The sequence below is a fragment of the Enterococcus avium ATCC 14025 genome (assembly GCF_000406965.1).
Lineage (GTDB): Bacteria > Bacillota > Bacilli > Lactobacillales > Enterococcaceae > Enterococcus_A > Enterococcus_A avium.
The window spans coordinates 85,927-103,359 of the sequence record NZ_KE136362.1 but is presented as its reverse complement, the minus strand read 5'-3'; the positions used below and the strand labels follow the sequence as shown (position 1 = coordinate 103,359).

The 17,433-nt window shown below is 40.0% G+C and carries 14 protein-coding genes and 1 pseudogene; 1 reads left to right on the top strand and 14 read right to left on the bottom strand.

Translation table 11 applies throughout. From position 1 onward, the window contains the following. Positions 1-7 precede the first annotated feature (7 nt). The 6 genes from OMU_RS07570 to OMU_RS07545 all read right to left on the bottom strand — a co-directional run bounded on the left by OMU_RS07570 (position 8) and on the right by OMU_RS07545 (position 8,271). Positions 8-481, bottom strand: coding sequence for a PTS sugar transporter subunit IIA (locus OMU_RS07570; protein ID WP_016179354.1), 474 nt, complete (start codon positions 479-481; stop codon positions 8-10). Continuing rightward, entirely contained in the window at positions 482-2,425 is a 1,944-nt protein-coding gene (locus OMU_RS07565) for a BglG family transcription antiterminator (RefSeq protein ID WP_016179353.1), read from the bottom strand. 568 nt (positions 2,426-2,993) lie between these two features. After that, entirely contained in the window at positions 2,994-4,718 is a 1,725-nt protein-coding gene (locus OMU_RS07560) for an ABC transporter permease/substrate binding protein (protein ID WP_016179352.1), read from the bottom strand. Next, on the bottom strand, positions 4,711-5,910 hold the full coding sequence (locus OMU_RS07555) for a quaternary amine ABC transporter ATP-binding protein (protein WP_016179351.1): 1,200 nt from the start codon (positions 5,908-5,910) through the stop codon (positions 4,711-4,713). The genes OMU_RS07560 and OMU_RS07555 overlap by 8 nt, the downstream gene beginning before the upstream one ends. A 179-nt stretch (positions 5,911-6,089) precedes the next feature. Continuing rightward, positions 6,090-7,430 (bottom strand): FAD-binding oxidoreductase, encoded by a 1,341-nt coding sequence (locus tag OMU_RS07550; RefSeq protein WP_016179350.1) that lies wholly within the window; start codon positions 7,428-7,430, stop codon positions 6,090-6,092. A 193-nt stretch (positions 7,431-7,623) separates the two neighbouring features. Continuing rightward, entirely contained in the window at positions 7,624-8,271 is a 648-nt protein-coding gene (locus tag OMU_RS07545; protein ID WP_016179349.1) for a GntR family transcriptional regulator, read from the bottom strand. A 345-nt stretch (positions 8,272-8,616) separates the two neighbouring features. On the opposite strand from OMU_RS07545, the pseudogene OMU_RS07540 reads away from it, so the two are divergent. Continuing rightward, positions 8,617-9,788 (top strand): annotated as a pseudogene (locus OMU_RS07540) (NupC/NupG family nucleoside CNT transporter). A 49-nt stretch (positions 9,789-9,837) separates the two neighbouring features. On the opposite strand, the gene OMU_RS07535 reads toward OMU_RS07540, so the two are convergent. From OMU_RS07535 to OMU_RS07500, 8 genes are all read right to left on the bottom strand, one after another. Next, complete coding sequence (locus OMU_RS07535; protein ID WP_016179346.1) at positions 9,838-11,694, bottom strand: BglG family transcription antiterminator; 1,857 nt, start codon at positions 11,692-11,694, stop codon at positions 9,838-9,840. 93 nt (positions 11,695-11,787) lie between these two features. After that, complete coding sequence (locus tag OMU_RS07530; protein ID WP_016179345.1) at positions 11,788-13,092, bottom strand: PTS sugar transporter subunit IIC; 1,305 nt, start codon at positions 13,090-13,092, stop codon at positions 11,788-11,790. Between the two features lie 6 nt (positions 13,093-13,098). Then, positions 13,099-13,389 carry a PTS sugar transporter subunit IIB gene (locus OMU_RS07525; protein WP_016179344.1) on the bottom strand — a complete coding sequence of 97 codons (291 nt, stop codon included), beginning with the start codon at positions 13,387-13,389 and terminating at the stop codon, positions 13,099-13,101. Positions 13,390-13,600: 211 nt separating this feature from the next. Then, entirely contained in the window at positions 13,601-14,995 is a 1,395-nt protein-coding gene (locus OMU_RS07520) for a glycoside hydrolase family 1 protein (RefSeq protein WP_016179343.1), read from the bottom strand. After that, a complete protein-coding gene (locus OMU_RS07515; RefSeq protein WP_016179342.1) occupies positions 14,988-15,323 on the bottom strand; it encodes a PTS lactose/cellobiose transporter subunit IIA in 336 nt (111 codons plus the stop codon). The genes OMU_RS07520 and OMU_RS07515 overlap by 8 nt, the downstream gene beginning before the upstream one ends. 178 nt (positions 15,324-15,501) lie before the next feature. Further along, entirely contained in the window at positions 15,502-15,636 is a 135-nt protein-coding gene (locus tag OMU_RS23895; RefSeq protein WP_002302374.1) for a hypothetical protein, read from the bottom strand. 43 nt (positions 15,637-15,679) lie between these two features. Further along, on the bottom strand, positions 15,680-16,984 hold the full coding sequence (locus tag OMU_RS07505) for an IS91 family transposase (protein WP_071879978.1): 1,305 nt from the start codon (positions 16,982-16,984) through the stop codon (positions 15,680-15,682). A 130-nt stretch (positions 16,985-17,114) separates the two neighbouring features. After that, entirely contained in the window at positions 17,115-17,429 is a 315-nt protein-coding gene (locus OMU_RS07500) for a hypothetical protein (protein WP_016179340.1), read from the bottom strand. Between the last annotated feature and the right edge of the window lie 4 nt (positions 17,430-17,433).

Sequence of the window (17,433 nt, the reverse complement as noted above, 5' to 3'; positions counted from 1 at the left end):
CACGTCCTTAATTTAGATTCTGTTTCATTCTTTTTACGGCTTCCGCTGCCGTTTTTGCTTGAACAATTGCTAAGACTTGTTCGTCTTTTTGGAACATATCGATCAATGCTTGGAGAAATTCCAACTGTTTCTTCGGCTCCTTAATCGCCAGCATGAACATGATCTTGACTGGTACCAAGACTTCAGGCGACCCCATCATTTCAAACATTACGGGTTCCTTTAAAATACCGATTGCCATCGATTGCTTATAGACATATTCAGAATCCGTATGAGGAATCGCAACCCCCACATGTTCAAGCGGCAGGCCAGTTGAAAATTCTTTTTCCCTTTCTTGAATCGCTCGACTAAATTCGCCATTCACACATTGATTTTTTTCAAGACAGCCTGCTAATGCTGCCAACGCTGAAAAATTATCTGATGCCTCTATTTCTAAATCTACCAAATGTTCGTCTAAGTACATTTCATCCCAAAAGTCAGCCACTTAGATTGCACTCCCTTCCCCCATCACTAATTCCAATAGTGTCTCTTTATCCGTTACTTGAATTAACTGCTCCACGTTCTCCTCCTTTTCGATGAATTCAAGCAAACCTGTGATTTTACTCTTTGCCACGTCGATATCTGTATCTGAAATTGCAAAAAACAGAATGACATTTACATTGTTGATGCCCCAACTGATTTTTTTAGCCAAGGTCATAATTCCAATGGATGTTTGATTGACCTCACTAGGGTCGGCGTGGGGAATTGCCACACTGACTGAAAAACTGGTATCGCCTAATTTTTCTCTGACCCAAACTGATTCACCAAATTTTTCCTTCGCGATTCCCAATGCCTGATATTTTTCGATCATGAAGTTCAAACATTCCTCTTTGTTCTCTACCTGTTCTCGGAGAAAAACAAGTTCAGGATTGATCCACTGGTGTCGGACCTGTGATTTCTCCTTTGTGGTTGCATGGTAACGTTTATAATAGGTATGAACGATTCGACTAATTTCCTCATCCTTAATCATTGGGGAAATATACACGACATTTCTCGCCTTTACAGTGGCATCCGTAGTCACAACAACGTCATTTGAATTCAATGTCACCTGCTCAAATTCCTTCGTAGTTAATTGAATTACTTTATCTGTGTGGGGAATGATTCGCCGAATTTTTGTATAAATCAAATCACTGGTAATCAATCCACGAGACAAAACAACATAAATATTTCGAAAACTAACGCCATACTTACGTTCTAATGACACTTGGAAATAAATGACCAAAAAAGAAATTTCATCACCAGTAATCTCAATCGAGAAGCGCTGAGCTAAGCTGCTGGTGGCATAACACATCATGGAATACAATAGTAGATAACGGTTTTTGATTTCCTCCATAAAAGGATTTTTGATCAGAATGTTGCGTCGCAAACGATAAATCATTGGGATAATGTGACTCATTAAGGATTCGTGCAGCTCTTGATCACCAGAAAAATCAATATTTAATAAATTCCCTAAATCTGCTATAAGTTCTTCAACTGCTTCTTGATAACAGTCACTGTAACGTTTAGTCGATTTATAATATGGCTTCAAGTTCATGGCATACAACGTTTCGGATAAATGATAAATGTCTGGGTACCATAATTCGATCGCACTATTGGCGGAAATAAAGGCACAAATTTCATAAGTTTGCGTATAAAGTGCCAGATCTTCCAACTCGCTCTTTTGCTTTTCTTCGATAGTTATATGACAGCCTTGTTCTGCTCGTGTCAGTAAACATAAAAATGTAAGAAAAATTGCTGGAAAATATTTATTTGAAATATCGCTGGAAAACATGTCTGAAAACTTCTCTAAAGTTTCTTTGACTAACTGAATCTTTGTCTGAGAAAAATAATTCTCTAATTGAAGCAGCAGCTCTTCATTATTTACAAGTAGCGCATCAGGAAACTTAGTCATCAAAAAATTCTGATAGGCTTGTTGGATGTCGGCCTCTGCACCAGCAAGCGCTACTTTTCGTCGGTTCTGAGAAATCTTCACCTCAAAGTGGCGGAGATATCGCTGGAGATAGTCTAGGTCTTTTTTTAGCGTAGAATCCGAAATAAAAAACGTGCTCTCTAGATCTTCTAGTAATTGTCCTTTTGAATGCATAAATAACTTTCGAAAAATGGCTTCTCTTCTTCCCAATACATCATAAACATCCCCGTCATTTTCAATTGCCAGCTCTCCGATTTGATTGACAGTTCCCTTGGTACCCACTAGCTTGATGCCATGCCGTGGCACTTTAACGATCTCAATCTCTTTTTTGACTAACTCCTGATTTAAAAAATTTACGTCATTCAAAATTGTCCGAGTTGAGACTTCCAATTTCTCACTGAAATAATCCGTCGTTTTGTAATCGCTTTCAGAAAGCAGTAAAGATAGTAATTGATTTCGGCGCCGCATACTCTTATCCATTTTCTCACCTCCTTGTCTGTTTGGTGACAGCTTATTTTTCTCAGCTTTTTAGAGAAGTCCTATCCTTCTACTAAACTGCTTGTTCAATACAAAGAATAACTTCAAGAATAGCTGAACCTGTCGAAATCACTGAGAAAAGCATCACTAGCAACCTTGAACCGACCTCTTTACTATTTCTTATATTCATCTTAATCAATTTTCTATATCCTTTAAAGGCATCCTTTTTTCATCATTAATCATGAAAACACTAATGAACAAGAAATATTTCTGAAAAGACTGCTTAGCATTTATTTGAAACAGCTCTCCTGATTTTTCACTATAACTGTTTTCACCTCAGAAATTTTGCACTTTGTATCCTGCACCTTTTATTTGTACAGTGACTTCTCTAATCATAATCTTTATAAGCAGCATTAAAACAATTAAGTTATCTTAAGACCTTGATTTCATGACAGATTCTCTACTTAAATTGGTTGAGTAACTACTCTTACATCCTTTTATTAACGGTTCCGTACTTTAATTCTAACAAAAAAATTGCTGATCAATGCGACCAGCAATTTTATAATTATGATTATTTTTGCCACCCATCAACTTCTTTTTGATGGTCCTTAATCCAATCTTTGGCTGCCTGTGAAGGGTCCTTCCCTTCATTGATTGCCAGCATGACACTTTCCATGTCTTTTTGGGTCCAATGGAAGTTGTCCAATACTTTGTAAGCCTCAGGATGATCCTCTTTCAAGCCTTTACGAGCCATAGTATGGATCGCTTCTTCCGTACCCATAGCTCCTTTAGGGTCTTCTAAATATTTCAAACCATATTTAGCAAACATCCAATGTGGTGACCAGCCAGTGATTACGATTGGTTGTTTCTTCTTGATTGCTTGGCCAAGTGCCACAGTCATCGCACCTGAAGAAGACGTAGCAACCTTCCAATCCGCTAAGTTTGGATAAGCCTTCAACGTATTTTCCGCCGCGTTCACTACACCGGCACCAGGTTCGATTCCAGTGATCGTTTTATTGGCTTGATCGCTCAAATCTTCAATTGAATTGACATCCATATAATCAGGAACAACGATCCCGACTTTGGCACCCTTCAAATTGACGCCTAAATCATCCACTTGATCTTTGTATTGAGCAAATTGAGACTTGTGGGTATTTGGCAGCCAAGCAGCCACCATCGCGTCCGATTCTCCTTTTGCGACAGATTCCCACATAATTGCATTATCTAATGGCGTCATCTTGACATTGTAGCCCATTTCTTTTAAGACTTCTCCTACGACATGGGTAGAAGCAACTTCGGTATCCCATTCCACATAAGTTAGATTGATCGTGCCTTTGTTTTCATTAGATGATCCGCCAAAGCCAAAAGAAGCAAGCAGTACGATCGCTGCTACGACACCTGCCGCAATCCCGATTTTACGTTTTTTGGTTTTCGGCATTTTTTCCGCCGCCTGTTGTTTTGGTTTGTTGATGTTTTGAGTGAAGCGGTCAATGATGATAGCCAGAATTACTAACGCCAAACCATTCACAAAACCATTTCCGACCTGTGCTCGTTGCAGTGCGGACAATACGCCACGACCTAGACCGGGAGCTCCGATCATTGAAGCAATAACAACCATTGATAAAGCCAACATCGTCGTTTGATTGATTCCTGCTAAGATCGTGCTTTTGGCTAACGGCAATTCTAATTTAAATAATTTTTGTTTGCCGGTTCCGCCAAATGAATCGGATGCTTCCACCAATTCTTTCGGAATTTGACGAATCCCTAAATTGGTAAAACGGACGGTTGGCGGCAAAGCAAAAATCACGGAAGCAAATACGCCGGGAACCATTCCGATTCCAAAGAAAGCAACGGCTGGAATCAAATACACAAATCCAGGCATCGTCTGCATAAAGTCCAGAATTGGCGTAATGATCTTTTTCGCTGTCTCATTTTTTGCCATCAAGATTCCTAAGGGAACCCCAATGACGATAGAAAGTACACTAGATAAAAGAACTAGCGTGACCGTACTCATTAAATCGATCCACAGTCCTTGATTGTAGATAAAGAGCAAACCAATCAGCGTAAAACTCGTCAATCCCCATTTTTTATTGGAGATGAAAAATGCTGCAATGGTCAAAACAAGAATCAATAATAATGGCGGAATCATCGTTAATAGATTGGTCATCCCATCCATCAAAAATTGACCAGCATGCTGCAAGGCTGAAAACAGTCCTGCAAAGGTGCCTGTTAGCCAATCAGTAAATCCTTCAACCCAATCTGCAACGGGCAAGGCTTGTTGTAAAAAATTAAACATGAGCAATCACCTCTTCAGTCTCTGTATCTGCCAACGCTTCTAAGACACTCCCGCGGATAACGACCCCAACTAAACGGTCGCCTTCAACGACAGCCAACGGTGCTGGCGAATCAAAAATCAGATTGAAAATATCAGTAACCAGCATATCTTTTGGTATGCGTCGGACATTTTTATCGATGACGTCCTTCAATGTTAGGTTATTTTTACGAGCTTCCCGCGCCTTTTCCGCTGTCAGACTTCCTTTCAGCTTGCGCTTGCGATCAACCGCTAGAAGCATGCTGACTTCTTCCTTACGCATCCGGTTCAACGCGACATTCGGCCCATCAACTTCGATATTGGTCGTTAATGCTGGAACCATGATGTTTTGTGCTGTTAGTACTTTTGAACGATCGACATCTTCCACGAAGTCACGCACGTATTGGTTCGCTGGATGAGTCAGAATTTCTTCACCAGTACCGATCTGCATGATTTGTCCATCCTTCATCAAAGCGATCCGATCACCGATTCGCAAGGCTTCATTCAAATCGTGAGTAATGAAAATAATCGTTTTCTGCACATTCGATTGCAAATCTAATAATTCATCCTGCATTTCCCGACGAATCAATGGGTCTAATGCTGAAAAGGCTTCGTCCATCAATAAAATCTCTGGATCATTAGCTAAAGCCCGCGCTAAGCCGACCCGCTGCTGCATCCCACCGGATAATTGATTTGGATATTGATCCTTGAAGGTCAATAATCCTGAGTTCTCTAATGCTTGTTCAGCCAATGCCTGACGTTCAACTTTGGGAACACCTCGCACTTCCAAGCCATATTCTGTATTTTCTAAAATCGTTCGATGAGGAAACAAGCCAAAATTTTGAAAGACCATATTGATTTTATGGCGACGCACTTCCCGCAGTGCCTCTTTATCCATTTGGGCAATATTTTTCCCGTCGATATAGATTTCACCAGATGTTGGATCGATCAAACGATTTAATAAACGAATCATTGTAGATTTTCCGCTGCCGGAAAGTCCCATAATGACAAAAATTTCTCCTTCTTCGACTTCAAAACTTGCGTCATATACACCAACAGTTGCACCTGTTTGCGCCACGATTTCATTCTTATCGCGGTTTTCTTGAATCATTGCAAGTGCTTGTTGTTGCTTCTTACCAAATATTTTAGTCAGATGTTCTACCTTAACTTTACTCAAAAAATATCCTCCTTTTAAAAAAAGTGACCATACAACACTAACACCATGTGGTCACTTTGTCAAAGGAGATGCAGAAAATTTTCAGTAAATCAGCATTAATTTCAACAAAATTCACTGCAAAAAAAGAATCTCAACGATTCCTTTGAGATCCCTCTTAATGCTAAGAAGCAGATATTCACCTATAATTGACGATTTTGATCAAACAGATTCGTCGGATCATATTTTTCCTTTACTTCTTTTATTTTCTTTCCTGTTGCACCTGGCCAAACTCGCGCATTCTCTTCCTGACTCGTGTCACTTGAATAAGCGCCGTACACACCTTGCCCAAATTCTTGGATTGGTTGAAATAATTGAATTGCTTGATCGGTATATTCCTTATTAAAAAAATAAGCAATCATAATTTCAGCCTCTCTAAAGGGCCACGCATTAAAATCAGCAGTTTTTTCATTGACTGCGCCGCCAAGCGCTCGTAATTCTACACCATAAACAAATGACAGCTCCAACAGTTTTTCTATTTCTACCGCGATTTCTTGCGGGATATGTGTCACTAATGTATTTTTCGCGAATACCGGATTTTTTCCTTCAATACGAGCATGCTCATCCGGAAAGAAATCAGAGTAGTTCATCAAAATTTCAGTAGTTGCCGAAACAGTACCTAGTCGAAGCGCTTGTTCCAATACATTCTTCGATTCACTTGTTTCTTCTCCATACCAAAAATTTCGTGTTTGTACAGTAATCGTTTGATCGGGTCCCTTATTTAAAAATAACGTACTTGTTAATTTATTTGAAGCAGTTTTAAACCAATTGTGCCATCCTTGAATAAATTCAAAAAGATCCGTTATCGAGTAGTTAATCGTTTGTACAATCATTGGATTGGCAATTTTCGAATTCACTGCAGTTGCCTTATCTGCTTGGAAAAGAAATTCGGTCACTACACCAAACTGCCCACCGCCCCCACGAATCCCCCAAAAAAGGTCAGATTCGTTCTCTTTATCCACAATGTGTTTTTTACCATCTGCCGTTATAATCGTTGCTTCGATAACTTTATCAATGGTTAGTCCAAAGGAGCGTAAAATGGTTCCCATACCGCCAGATACTGCTAATCCACCCACACCAGTGTCTCCGTGGTCACCACTGGAAATAACTAATTGATCAGAATGCAGCTTTACTGCGACATCACTCCAAAGAGCACCCGCTTGAACGTTGACAAGCCCTTTCTCTTTATCAACAACACTTATCTGATTCATTTGCGAAAGATCCAGAATCACTCCTTGATCATTTACTGAGGTAGCAGCCAAGCCATGCCCGCCGCATCTGACTGATAATGGAAATTTCTCGTTCTGATCCTGCCTGATACTTGCTGTATAGTTAATCGTTTCTATGACTTGTTCTTCTGTCTCGGCTAAAATAACAATTTTGGGCTGTCCTACTTTAAAATCATTTGAGCGAACTTTGTCATAACGTGGGTCTTCTGGAAACACTGCAACGTCCTTCAGAGACTGCGGTAATTCTTTCTGCATAGTAAATCCTCCATTTCGCTATAATTATTAGTAGACTTAGTCAAGTCTCTCATGTCATGAATAAATAGTAAAAAGATAGCTTCTATAAGGTAGTAAGCGTTATCATTTCTTAATGTTTTGTCGCTATAAAGCTGCTAACATAGAAAAAAATCGCACATAAAAGAACCAACGTATTGGCTCTTTTATGTGCGATTTATTTAGACCCATTTTCTGGGTAAAACAAGTGTTGCATTCGTTGCAATACCAGTTCGTCTCCAACGAAAAACAAAGTATCGCCAGCACAAATTTTAGCATATGGACCAGGAGACAATAGCAGCTCATCCTTTTGCTGAATGGCAATGATCGTAGCTCCCGTCTCATGCCAAATATTTAGCTCATTAACTGTACTATTCAAATGAACCGCCTCATTGGTCAAGGTCAGCTCATAAGGAACGAAAGGAGCAACGTTATGAACACGTTTAGTTTGAGCTAATAATTGATTCAACAACTGACTCACATGCTCCAATTCTCTTTTCTGTTTTTCAACACTTTCTTGAAGCTCATTTTTGATTTCTTGGACTGATTGTACATCCTGATATTTCTCAAAATAAACTTTAGCTTTTTCCCGTGACAACACATATGCGCCGCTGCCGTGACGTACTTCCATAATCCCGAGATCAACCAGCACATTGATCGCCTTGCGAGCTGTCTCAGGAGAAACATTAAAATTACTGGCTAACGTTGAACGTGCGTGAATCTTTTCTCCTACCTGATACCGCTGGTCTGCAATCCGTTCAGCAATCTCTACTGCTACTTGCTGATAGCGTGGCAGCAAGATTCGCTTCTTGTTTTCCCCGTCCATCTACATCCCTCTTTTTCTGCAGAATTCTGTTCAAGCATAGCATATTTTTTTAGGAAAAGCTGTAATCATCAAAAATCCGTAAAAATGAAGTTGTTAGTGTTTTCGTTTTTAGAATTTGTTCATAGAAGCGCTTTTTTCATAGTTAATCTTCGCAAAATTTTGAAAAACAAGCTAAGCTGATTCAGATTATTTTTAAACTATGAAGCCCGTTCTGCAGTAATGAAGCAGCTTCGAAATCAGCTTTCTAATTTCGGCAAGCTGCAAAATGAAATATGGGTGAACATCGAATTCATTTTACTGGTTTGCAGATGAATGAGGATATTATTATGAACTAGGAGTGATTTTTTGCGTTTTATTGGTATTATTGGTTTGATTCTTATCTTGGCATTGAGCTTTGTCATTAGCAGTGACCGAAAAAAAATTCGGTATTCACCGATTTTGATTATGCTGGTTTTGCAATTTTTATTAGGATTTATTTTGTTGCGAACGACTGCGGGAACAACGATTGTTAGTGGTTTAGCCGGTGTGTTTGATGCACTGCTGCGGTTTGCTGGCTCTGGGGTTGATTTTGTTTTTGGCGGAATCGCCAACAAAGGCAGCTTTCCTTTCTTCTTAAATGTCTTAATGCCGATCGTCTTCATTTCTGCAATCATCGGAATTTTGCGTTACGTGAAGATTTTGCCCCTCTTCATGAGAGGTGTAGGCTTAGCCCTTAGCAAAATCAATGGCATGGGCAAATTGGAATCCTACAACGGAATTGCTTCAGCAATTTTAGGACAGTCGGAAGTCTTTATTTCTATTAAAAAGGAGCTGCCTTCTTTGTCTGAACAACGTTTGACGTCCATGAGTATCTCGGCGATGTCTACGGTTTCGATGTCGATTGTCGGATCCTACATGGCGTTGATTCAGCCACGTTATGTAATTACTGCGCTTGTCTTGAACTTATTCGGCGGCTTCATCATCGCATCGATCATTAACCCCTATCAATTGGCAGATGACGAATTGGTGATTGAAGAGGATAAGGAGCAAACCTTCTTCCAAATGTTGGGGAATATATCTTGGACGGCTTCCATGTAGCGATCACTGTGGCAGCGATGTTGATCGGTTTTGTGGCTTTGATCGCAATGATTAATTTCATTTTCGCTAAGATCACCGGCTTGACCTTCCAAGAAATTTTAGGTTACATTTTCGCTCCATTAGCGTTCATTACTGGGATTCCTTGGAATGAAGCAGTCGATGCAGGGAGTTTAATAGCTACGAAATTGGTAACGAATGAGTTTGTTGCCATGACAGAATTAGCCAAAGGTAACTGGGACTTCTCCCCTCGCACGACAGCGATCATCTCTGTTTTCTTAGTTTCTTTCGCCAACTTCTCCTCCATCGGGATTATCTCCGGTGCTATGAAGGGCTTGAATGAAGAAAAAGGCAATTTAGTTGCTAAACATGGGTTGAAAATCTTGCTAAGCGCCAGTCTGGTCAGTTTCCTGAGCGCTATTATTACAGGATTGATCTTTTAACTAAAACAACCGTCAAGATCCAGCATAAATGGGTCCTGACGGTTGTTTTTCAATTTGGGCAAAGCTCCATAAAATCTCGAAATGAGGTTTGCTTCGCCAGTTTTTTCACCCGAGAAGCATCGCTCAACATCTGTACAAGTTCTTCAAACAGCTGTTCAAAGGAATTATCCCGTTCCTCCTTAAGCGCTAACAGCAAAACCAGCTTAACCTTCTTTTCCTTCCACTGCACCGGTTTTGCCAATGAGCAGATCGCTACCGCATTTTTCTTCGCTTCACGTTTGATGGCATGAGGCAGCGCGTAAAAATCGCCAAACGCCGTACTAGATAATGCCTCGCGCTTTAAGACCTTTTCCACATAATCCTTCTCGCAGTAATCTTTTTGGTATAATTCCTGACAAAGAAATTGAATCACTTCGTCTCTATTGGCAAACTCTTTTTGCGGGAAAAATAACTCTTCCTTGAGAAATGTCGCTAAAACAGAGGGCGTTTGATTTTCTGCAATCAAGATCTGCTGAATCTTTTCCAAATCAGTCTCTGTCAAAAAGGCTTCATAACGATAGATCGGAATGGTTGTTTTCAGCTCCAAGGGCTCCGTTGTTAAAATCATCGATTTGTCTTCTGTTATTTCACTTGTCACAGCAAAAATCGATTCGGCAACAGACAACTCGATATCGAAGTCTTGGATCTTATTCAACTGATTCCTTACGACTCGTTGATTTCCCACGCCATAAGGTGATACTAGTAAAATCCGCTTTTTCTTATGGGCACGAATATTATCCAAAGCTGAAAGAAAGTGCAAGGAAAGATAGGCCACTTCGTCTTCTGGAAATTGAATGTCTAGCTTCTCTTGAAGAAATCCTGACGCATAAACACTTACGTTATACACAAAAGGAAACTTGCTTTTGATTTCATCCAATAATGGATTCACTAAATATTGCTGATGAGCAGAACGCTTGTATAAAGCCGAAACATGAGTCAATAAGTAGTCATTGATTTTCTCGTCTTGAGTAAAATCAATCAAAAAAATCGAATCAATACTGGCCAGTAAGCTTTTAATAACCTTTTTTAACTCCTTATCAGCTAAATCCTCGTCAGAAACAATCGAACCAGAATAGAGACGATAAATATAGGCATATTCTTTTTCCGGGATCTCAACATCAAAGCTCTCCTCTAAGCGTTTAACCATCGTCAGCGTCAACTGCCAGCTCTGGTTCTTTTCCAATACGCTCTGAGAAGCATTCAAATAGCTTTTTTTGCTCACTCGCTCTAACAATACCGCGAGATGTAAAATAAATGAAATCGTCGAGAAGTCATTGATAGCAAAGCCCTCTTCTTGGTGAACTTGAACAACCGTTTTAGATAATTTCGCTAAATCAATTTCCTCAAAGTAATCCGAATAATTGTCTAAACTTAACTTGTTCGTCTCGATTTCCTGATTTAAAAATAACGTAAAAATCCGACGTTTAGCAGCTTCATCGCCTTCGATAAATAATTGATTTTGCTTTCGCTTAATCAAAAACCGCTGATCATTTTTAGCGATCAAAGCATTCAATTCTTTGACCATTCGATCAAGGGTGGATTCACTGATAAAAAACTCATCTGCTAATTCGTAAAAGTCACAAGCCTTTTGATCCAATAAACGTGTCAGCAACTCAAAAGAAATATTAGCGGGTTGTTTTTCCAGTTTTACTTGTTGAAACAAGGTATTCTCTGGATTTAAAGAGAACCCTGCTCCCGCCTTTGAAAGAACAAGCGGCAGCTCCGAAAGTTGGTTTAGTTGTTGAATATCATTCCGTATCGTCTTCGAAGAAACACCCAGCTCTTTTGACAACTGGCCCGCAGTAGAAGGTTGTTGATTTAGGGACAATTTCTCTAGAATTTTTTCTTGCCTGTGAGAAATATTCACTAGGGATCCCTCCTGTAAAATAAGTGGCTTTTGCTTTATTAATTACCCCAATAAAAGCATAGAGGACTCAACCCTCTACGCTTTATTATAACATCATGCTGATTCTGACTCGCTCTCTTTTTCCAGTTGAACGAGATTTTTCTCGTAAACTTTCAGGAATGGATAGTACATGATCCCATCAAGAACAATTAAAACCAAAACTAGAACAACTGCTCGCCAATCCATCGTAGATAAAAATGCCCCGATCGGTGACGGCATCTGCCAAGAAAAGACGGCGAAGGTTTTTCCAACGATTCCCCACGACATACATAAATAGGTGACAACCGCATTAAAGACCGAAGTAAAGATGAACGGGAAGAAGAAAATCGGGTTTAGCATTAACGGCGTCCCAAAAATCATTGGTTCAGAAATCCCAAAGAAGGAAGGAATCAAACCGATTTTCCCAACCGTGCTCAACTGCTTAGACTTCGATCGCATCATTAAAAAGGCTAAGGCTAACACAGAACCTGAACCGCCGATAATGACGAAATAAGTCCAAAAAGGTGTCGTGAAAATATTGCTTAGATCAGCACCCGCCATTTTTTCCGCCGCATTAATCGATAGATTGCCATCGCGGATCGGTCCTAAAATTCCGGCCAAGGCCGCATCGTGAATACCAAAGAACCAGAACAAATGAATCAAAAAGACACTGATGATCGTAAACGGTAAGCTGTCGGCAGCCTGGAAGCTCGGCGCCATAATATTATACAAGAATTGAACGGCTGTCGTATCAAAGGCATGGAAAATAATGAAGATCACTGAAAAGAACGTCATTAGAATCAACCCAGGAACTAAGGCAGCAAACGTCTCTGAAAGGGACGCAGGAACACTATCTGGCATCTTGATCCGTCCTATATTTCTTTTGCGCATCCAATGATAACCTTCTACTGTAACGATCGCCACAAACAGTGACAGCAAGATTCCTCGGCCATCCAAAAAGCTGATTTCAACTTCTTTGCCGTCCCAGCCCATTTTCAATGGCGTCAATACTAGCATTAGGAAACCAACTAGAGCAAACATCATTGGTCGCAAAACATCTTCTTTATAGTGACGACACAAGAAATACGTCACTCCTACGCAGATAAACAACGCCATGGCACTCAAGGTCACACCGCTGATCCAGTTCAAAACCAAGCCGTTTTTCTCAGCAAAGCTTGCCCAAGCCAGCAGAAACCCATTTTTCGTATCTTCAGTCACTGGCGGAGCATTCAAAATAATCGGAATCGATCCAAACAAGGTGATCGGCAGCATGGACATAAAGGCATCTCGGGTAGCCTTTAAATGGCGTTGCTGACTCAATTTATTTGCTAATGGTGAGATGTATTTATCCATCGTATCGCTAAATGTACTAAATCCCATGACTACTTATCCTCCAATCAATTTCTTGATATCCTCATACACGCCTTTACCATCCATGATTCCGTATTTCATTGGTGAGATCGCTTCAACCGGTACATCAACCGCTGCTTCGATCTGAGGCTTTAAGAAGCGAATTTGCGGACCGATCAATACAAGATCCATACCCTCCAGAAAATCTTGATATTCCGATTCACTATAGGCACTGACTTCTAAAGTATGATCTGACGCTGCCTCAATTTTTTTCGCTAACATCCCGGTTGACATTCCCGCGTTACAAACCAACATGATTTTTTTCATTTTCTCGTCTCTCCTTATTCAGATTAATGGATTTATTTTTCTTCCAGAAAAATAAGTCTGATTTTCATGCCGTATACCATCCAACTATGTTGTTCCATGCTTTTTGTTGATTTTGACGCTATTTTTTATCACTAGCTAAACAGACTGGGAAAAGTTGGACTGGCATCCTTATTCAGATTAATGGATTTATTTTTTCTACAAGAGCCGTATTCTATTCAAATGCTCTTCTTTGGATTTTCTCGCCATTGCTTTCAATAATATCCTTGAACCAATAATAGGAAGCTTTTGGTTTTCTGATTTGATCCTTTTCAAAATCAACTGCAACTAAGCCATAGCGTTTCTCTACACCATTTTTCCATGAGTATAAGTCAAACGATGCCCATGCATAGTAGCCACGAATATCCACACCTTGATCCATCGCATTCATAATAGCGTTAATGTGATCATTCATAAATGAAATTCGGTAATCATCTTTTACTTGATCGACGGTCACATCTTCTCTGACGCCAACACCATTTTCAGTCACATAGATTGGCAAGTGATAGCGATCCCACGCTTCAAGCAAGCCATCCTGTAAGCCTTTTGGATAGATTTCAGTATCCCATGCAGTAAATTCACTGTTAGGGTCCTTCACCTGTTCAAACCAACCTTTAATAACAACCTTACTCTCACCTTTTTTCCCGGAATGATTGAACACCAACTGTGTTTCGCCTCCGGTATAAGGTTTCACTAATGTGCGTGCATAATAATTTAGTCCGATAAAATCGACGGTATTTTCTTTGATGATCCTTAGTTCTTCGGTTTTCATGAAGCTGATATCGTAATCTTCCGCCAGCTTAGCTACTAGATCAATTGGGAACTCACCTAAAGCCGCCGTATCTAAAATCCAGTTATTGCAATAATTATCTGCATAGCGCATCGCGACCCTTGTTTCGATCGTATCATCAACCCCATTAACTGGTGTATAGCTATGAACGATTCCGATTTGGCCTTGATAATCTCCTTCTCTGAACGCTCGTACACCTAAGGCACTAGCTAGCATGACATTGTATGCTCCGACCATTGTTTTCTGAACATCCTGAAGTCCCGGAGGATAGTTGCCGATAAAGTAGCCATTTGCGATAAACCATTTCGGTTCATTAAAGGTTGTCCAGTTGCGTACCTTATCCCCAAAATGCTCGAAGCAAACCTTTGCAAGATGCTCAAAAGCGTAAGCCACTTTATTATTCAGCCAGCCACCTTCTTCTTCCCAATACTGAGGAAGATCCCAATGATAGATCGTCACGAATGGTTCGATATCGTATTTATGACAAGCATCTAGTAAACGTTGATAGAAAGCGAGGCCTTTTTCGTTGATCTCACCTTCTTTGTTTTTAATGATACGTGGCCATGAAAGTGAAAAGCGATAAGAATTCTGTCCGCCTTCTTTCATCATCCGAATATCCTCTTCAAAACGATGATAATGGTCACTGGCAACATCGCCATTTTCCAGATCGTTCTCATGTAAATAGCGATCCCACATTGATTCGACCTTTCCATCTACATCCCATGCACCCTCACACTGATAAGAAGCTGTTGCGCCGCCCCACAAAAAATTTTTATCCATTAATAGTCTCCTTCCACTTATATAACTCGCCAAATTCACCAATCATGTCCACTGCGATATCCGTTGATGTTAAATGCCCTTCTGCGTGTACCAGCAGCAAATCAACCTCATCCATCCGCTCTTCGGCAGAAAGCCTACGAAGCATCTCCGCATGCGCCTTATGTGCCATTCGAATTTCAGTTTTTGCTGATTGATATTTTTCTTCAAAGGTCTGAAAATCTCCTTGTTTAACTGCCTGCAGCGCTTCGTATGAATCACTTTTTGCATTGCCTGCATGTAAAATAATGGCCATCGAATCCATTTCTGTTCCCATTTGTGCTTCTTCCAAGTAAACTCCCTCCTCGTTTTCTATAATCCAACTATAAAGTGTTTTCTAAACAAATTAAATTTTTTATTTTCCACATTGAAGTGGAAATTCTCTTCAAAATCCGTACTAGTATAATTTCCAATTAAGAAAACCTCAGGAGAAAACCGCTCCTGAGGACTTTTTGTTTAGATAAATCATTTTATTGTCGATCACTGATTCTAAATTCGTATCCAAGTACGTTCTTATAGTATTCTGGATACATCTCTCCACCACATTTTTCGCAATCAAATTGCGGAGCGTTCTCAGGATCAAATGCAACATCTCCTGCATCCAAAAATTGAACTACTTCCTTTGGAATTTTTTCCTTTATCCCACATTCAAGACAAATGTAATGAACCACTCCATTGGAATCGAAGTTTTTTAAAAGCTGCTTCTTTTTCTTTTTCATACTTACGTTTCGATGCTTCTTCCCCAATTTTTTTATTCTCCTCTCGCATGAATCGTTCCGATTCTTTATTCTTCGCATATTTCACTACAAGTCGTCCATTTTTAGACACACTAACTCCACTAAATTCATAATATTCGCCACATCTAGTACATTCCAATGGATTTACTCCGAATTCTTCGGCTATTCGTTCACACCATGATTTTGGTTTAAGTGCTTTCTTCACATTCACAAGCATTCGTTGAATCTCTTTCTGGTAATTACTTAATACTTTTTTCATGATTGTCTTGATCCGCCGACTATAAATGCCGTATCTACGAATTGTTTTGAACTGGTTCTCTGGAATATGACGAATCAGTGCACCAATAAATTCCTCTGCCGACATCGTCTTTATCTTATCCGTGTTAGTTCGTTTATCATGATACTGAAACATCACTATTTTCCCATCGTACAAAAGGATACGATTTAAAGCAATGGGACCACGTTTCATATAACGACTGATATATTCTAATATCTTTTTGAGAGAAGTTCGGCTCCTTTTGGGTGCATGCACGTAAAAACCCTCTGCATTTTTCGTGTACGCCGCTTGTAAAAGCGGCTGGACTCGTGCCTTATCCCATTGGGATAAGGTTCTTCGAATGAGCTTTAGGACCGCATTCTGCCAATATTTCCTCAACATTGCGAACGGAAAATAGTCATAGTCCTTCCATTTTCCATCCTTCGTCAGTCCACCCATGGTGACGACTAAATGAACATGCGGATTGTATTCTAGCTGAGAACCGAAGGTGTGGAGTGTTGCCACAACCCCAGCTTGTATATGGTGCTTTCTAAAAAAATCTAATAGTATCCGTGCAGCTTCATCCATTAATCCTTTTAAAAGCTCCTTACGATACTTCTCCTTCAGAAAAATCTCACGTAAACCTTCATCGATCGTGAAGATGACGTGTCGATGCGTCACTGTAAACAGATCATTCGCCGCAACCTCTGCCCACCGTTGACTTTCCCCAGTTGCACAAGTTGGACAAAATTTCCCTTTACAACGAAAAGCCACTTTCTTTACATCATGGCATCCTTCACAGACAAATAGACGATAACCTTTTTTAAGGTCACCACAATCGCGAAACTTCTTCACTTCTCTTTTCACAACGGATCGAATCCTTCTTGTGTACCTTTGATTGAATTTCTCCCAGTTTTGATATTCATCAAAGAAAATGGCGTGTAAAATATTGGGTTTCATATCTCCAGTTTAATAGGAAAAAGACCAGATGAAAAGCGGTCAAAAGATTGATGTATCAATCCTTTGACCGCTTAAAATGTTATACTTCCTTTAATGTTAAAAAAAGAGCCGCACAGCTGTGCGACTACTTTTAAATGGTTTTTATTACTTTTAACTTGATAAAATACCCTGCGGCAGATTCGACGACTTGTTCTATTTTATGATGCGGAACAAATGTTGGTTCAGCTACTTCTAATAGCGTGACTTCTTTCCCAAATCCGGGAACACCTACGACTAAATTCTCTGTCTCTAAATGTAGCTGCATCACATGCTGAAGCTGCTCAGATAGCTCTAGCAATGCCCTTTTTTCCTTGTTTTGGCACCAAGACTGTTGTTGCAAAAGTCGTAATCCACTTCGTAAAATCGTATTTTGGACCGTCTTTTGGTGAATCACTTCTTTCCACATGGCT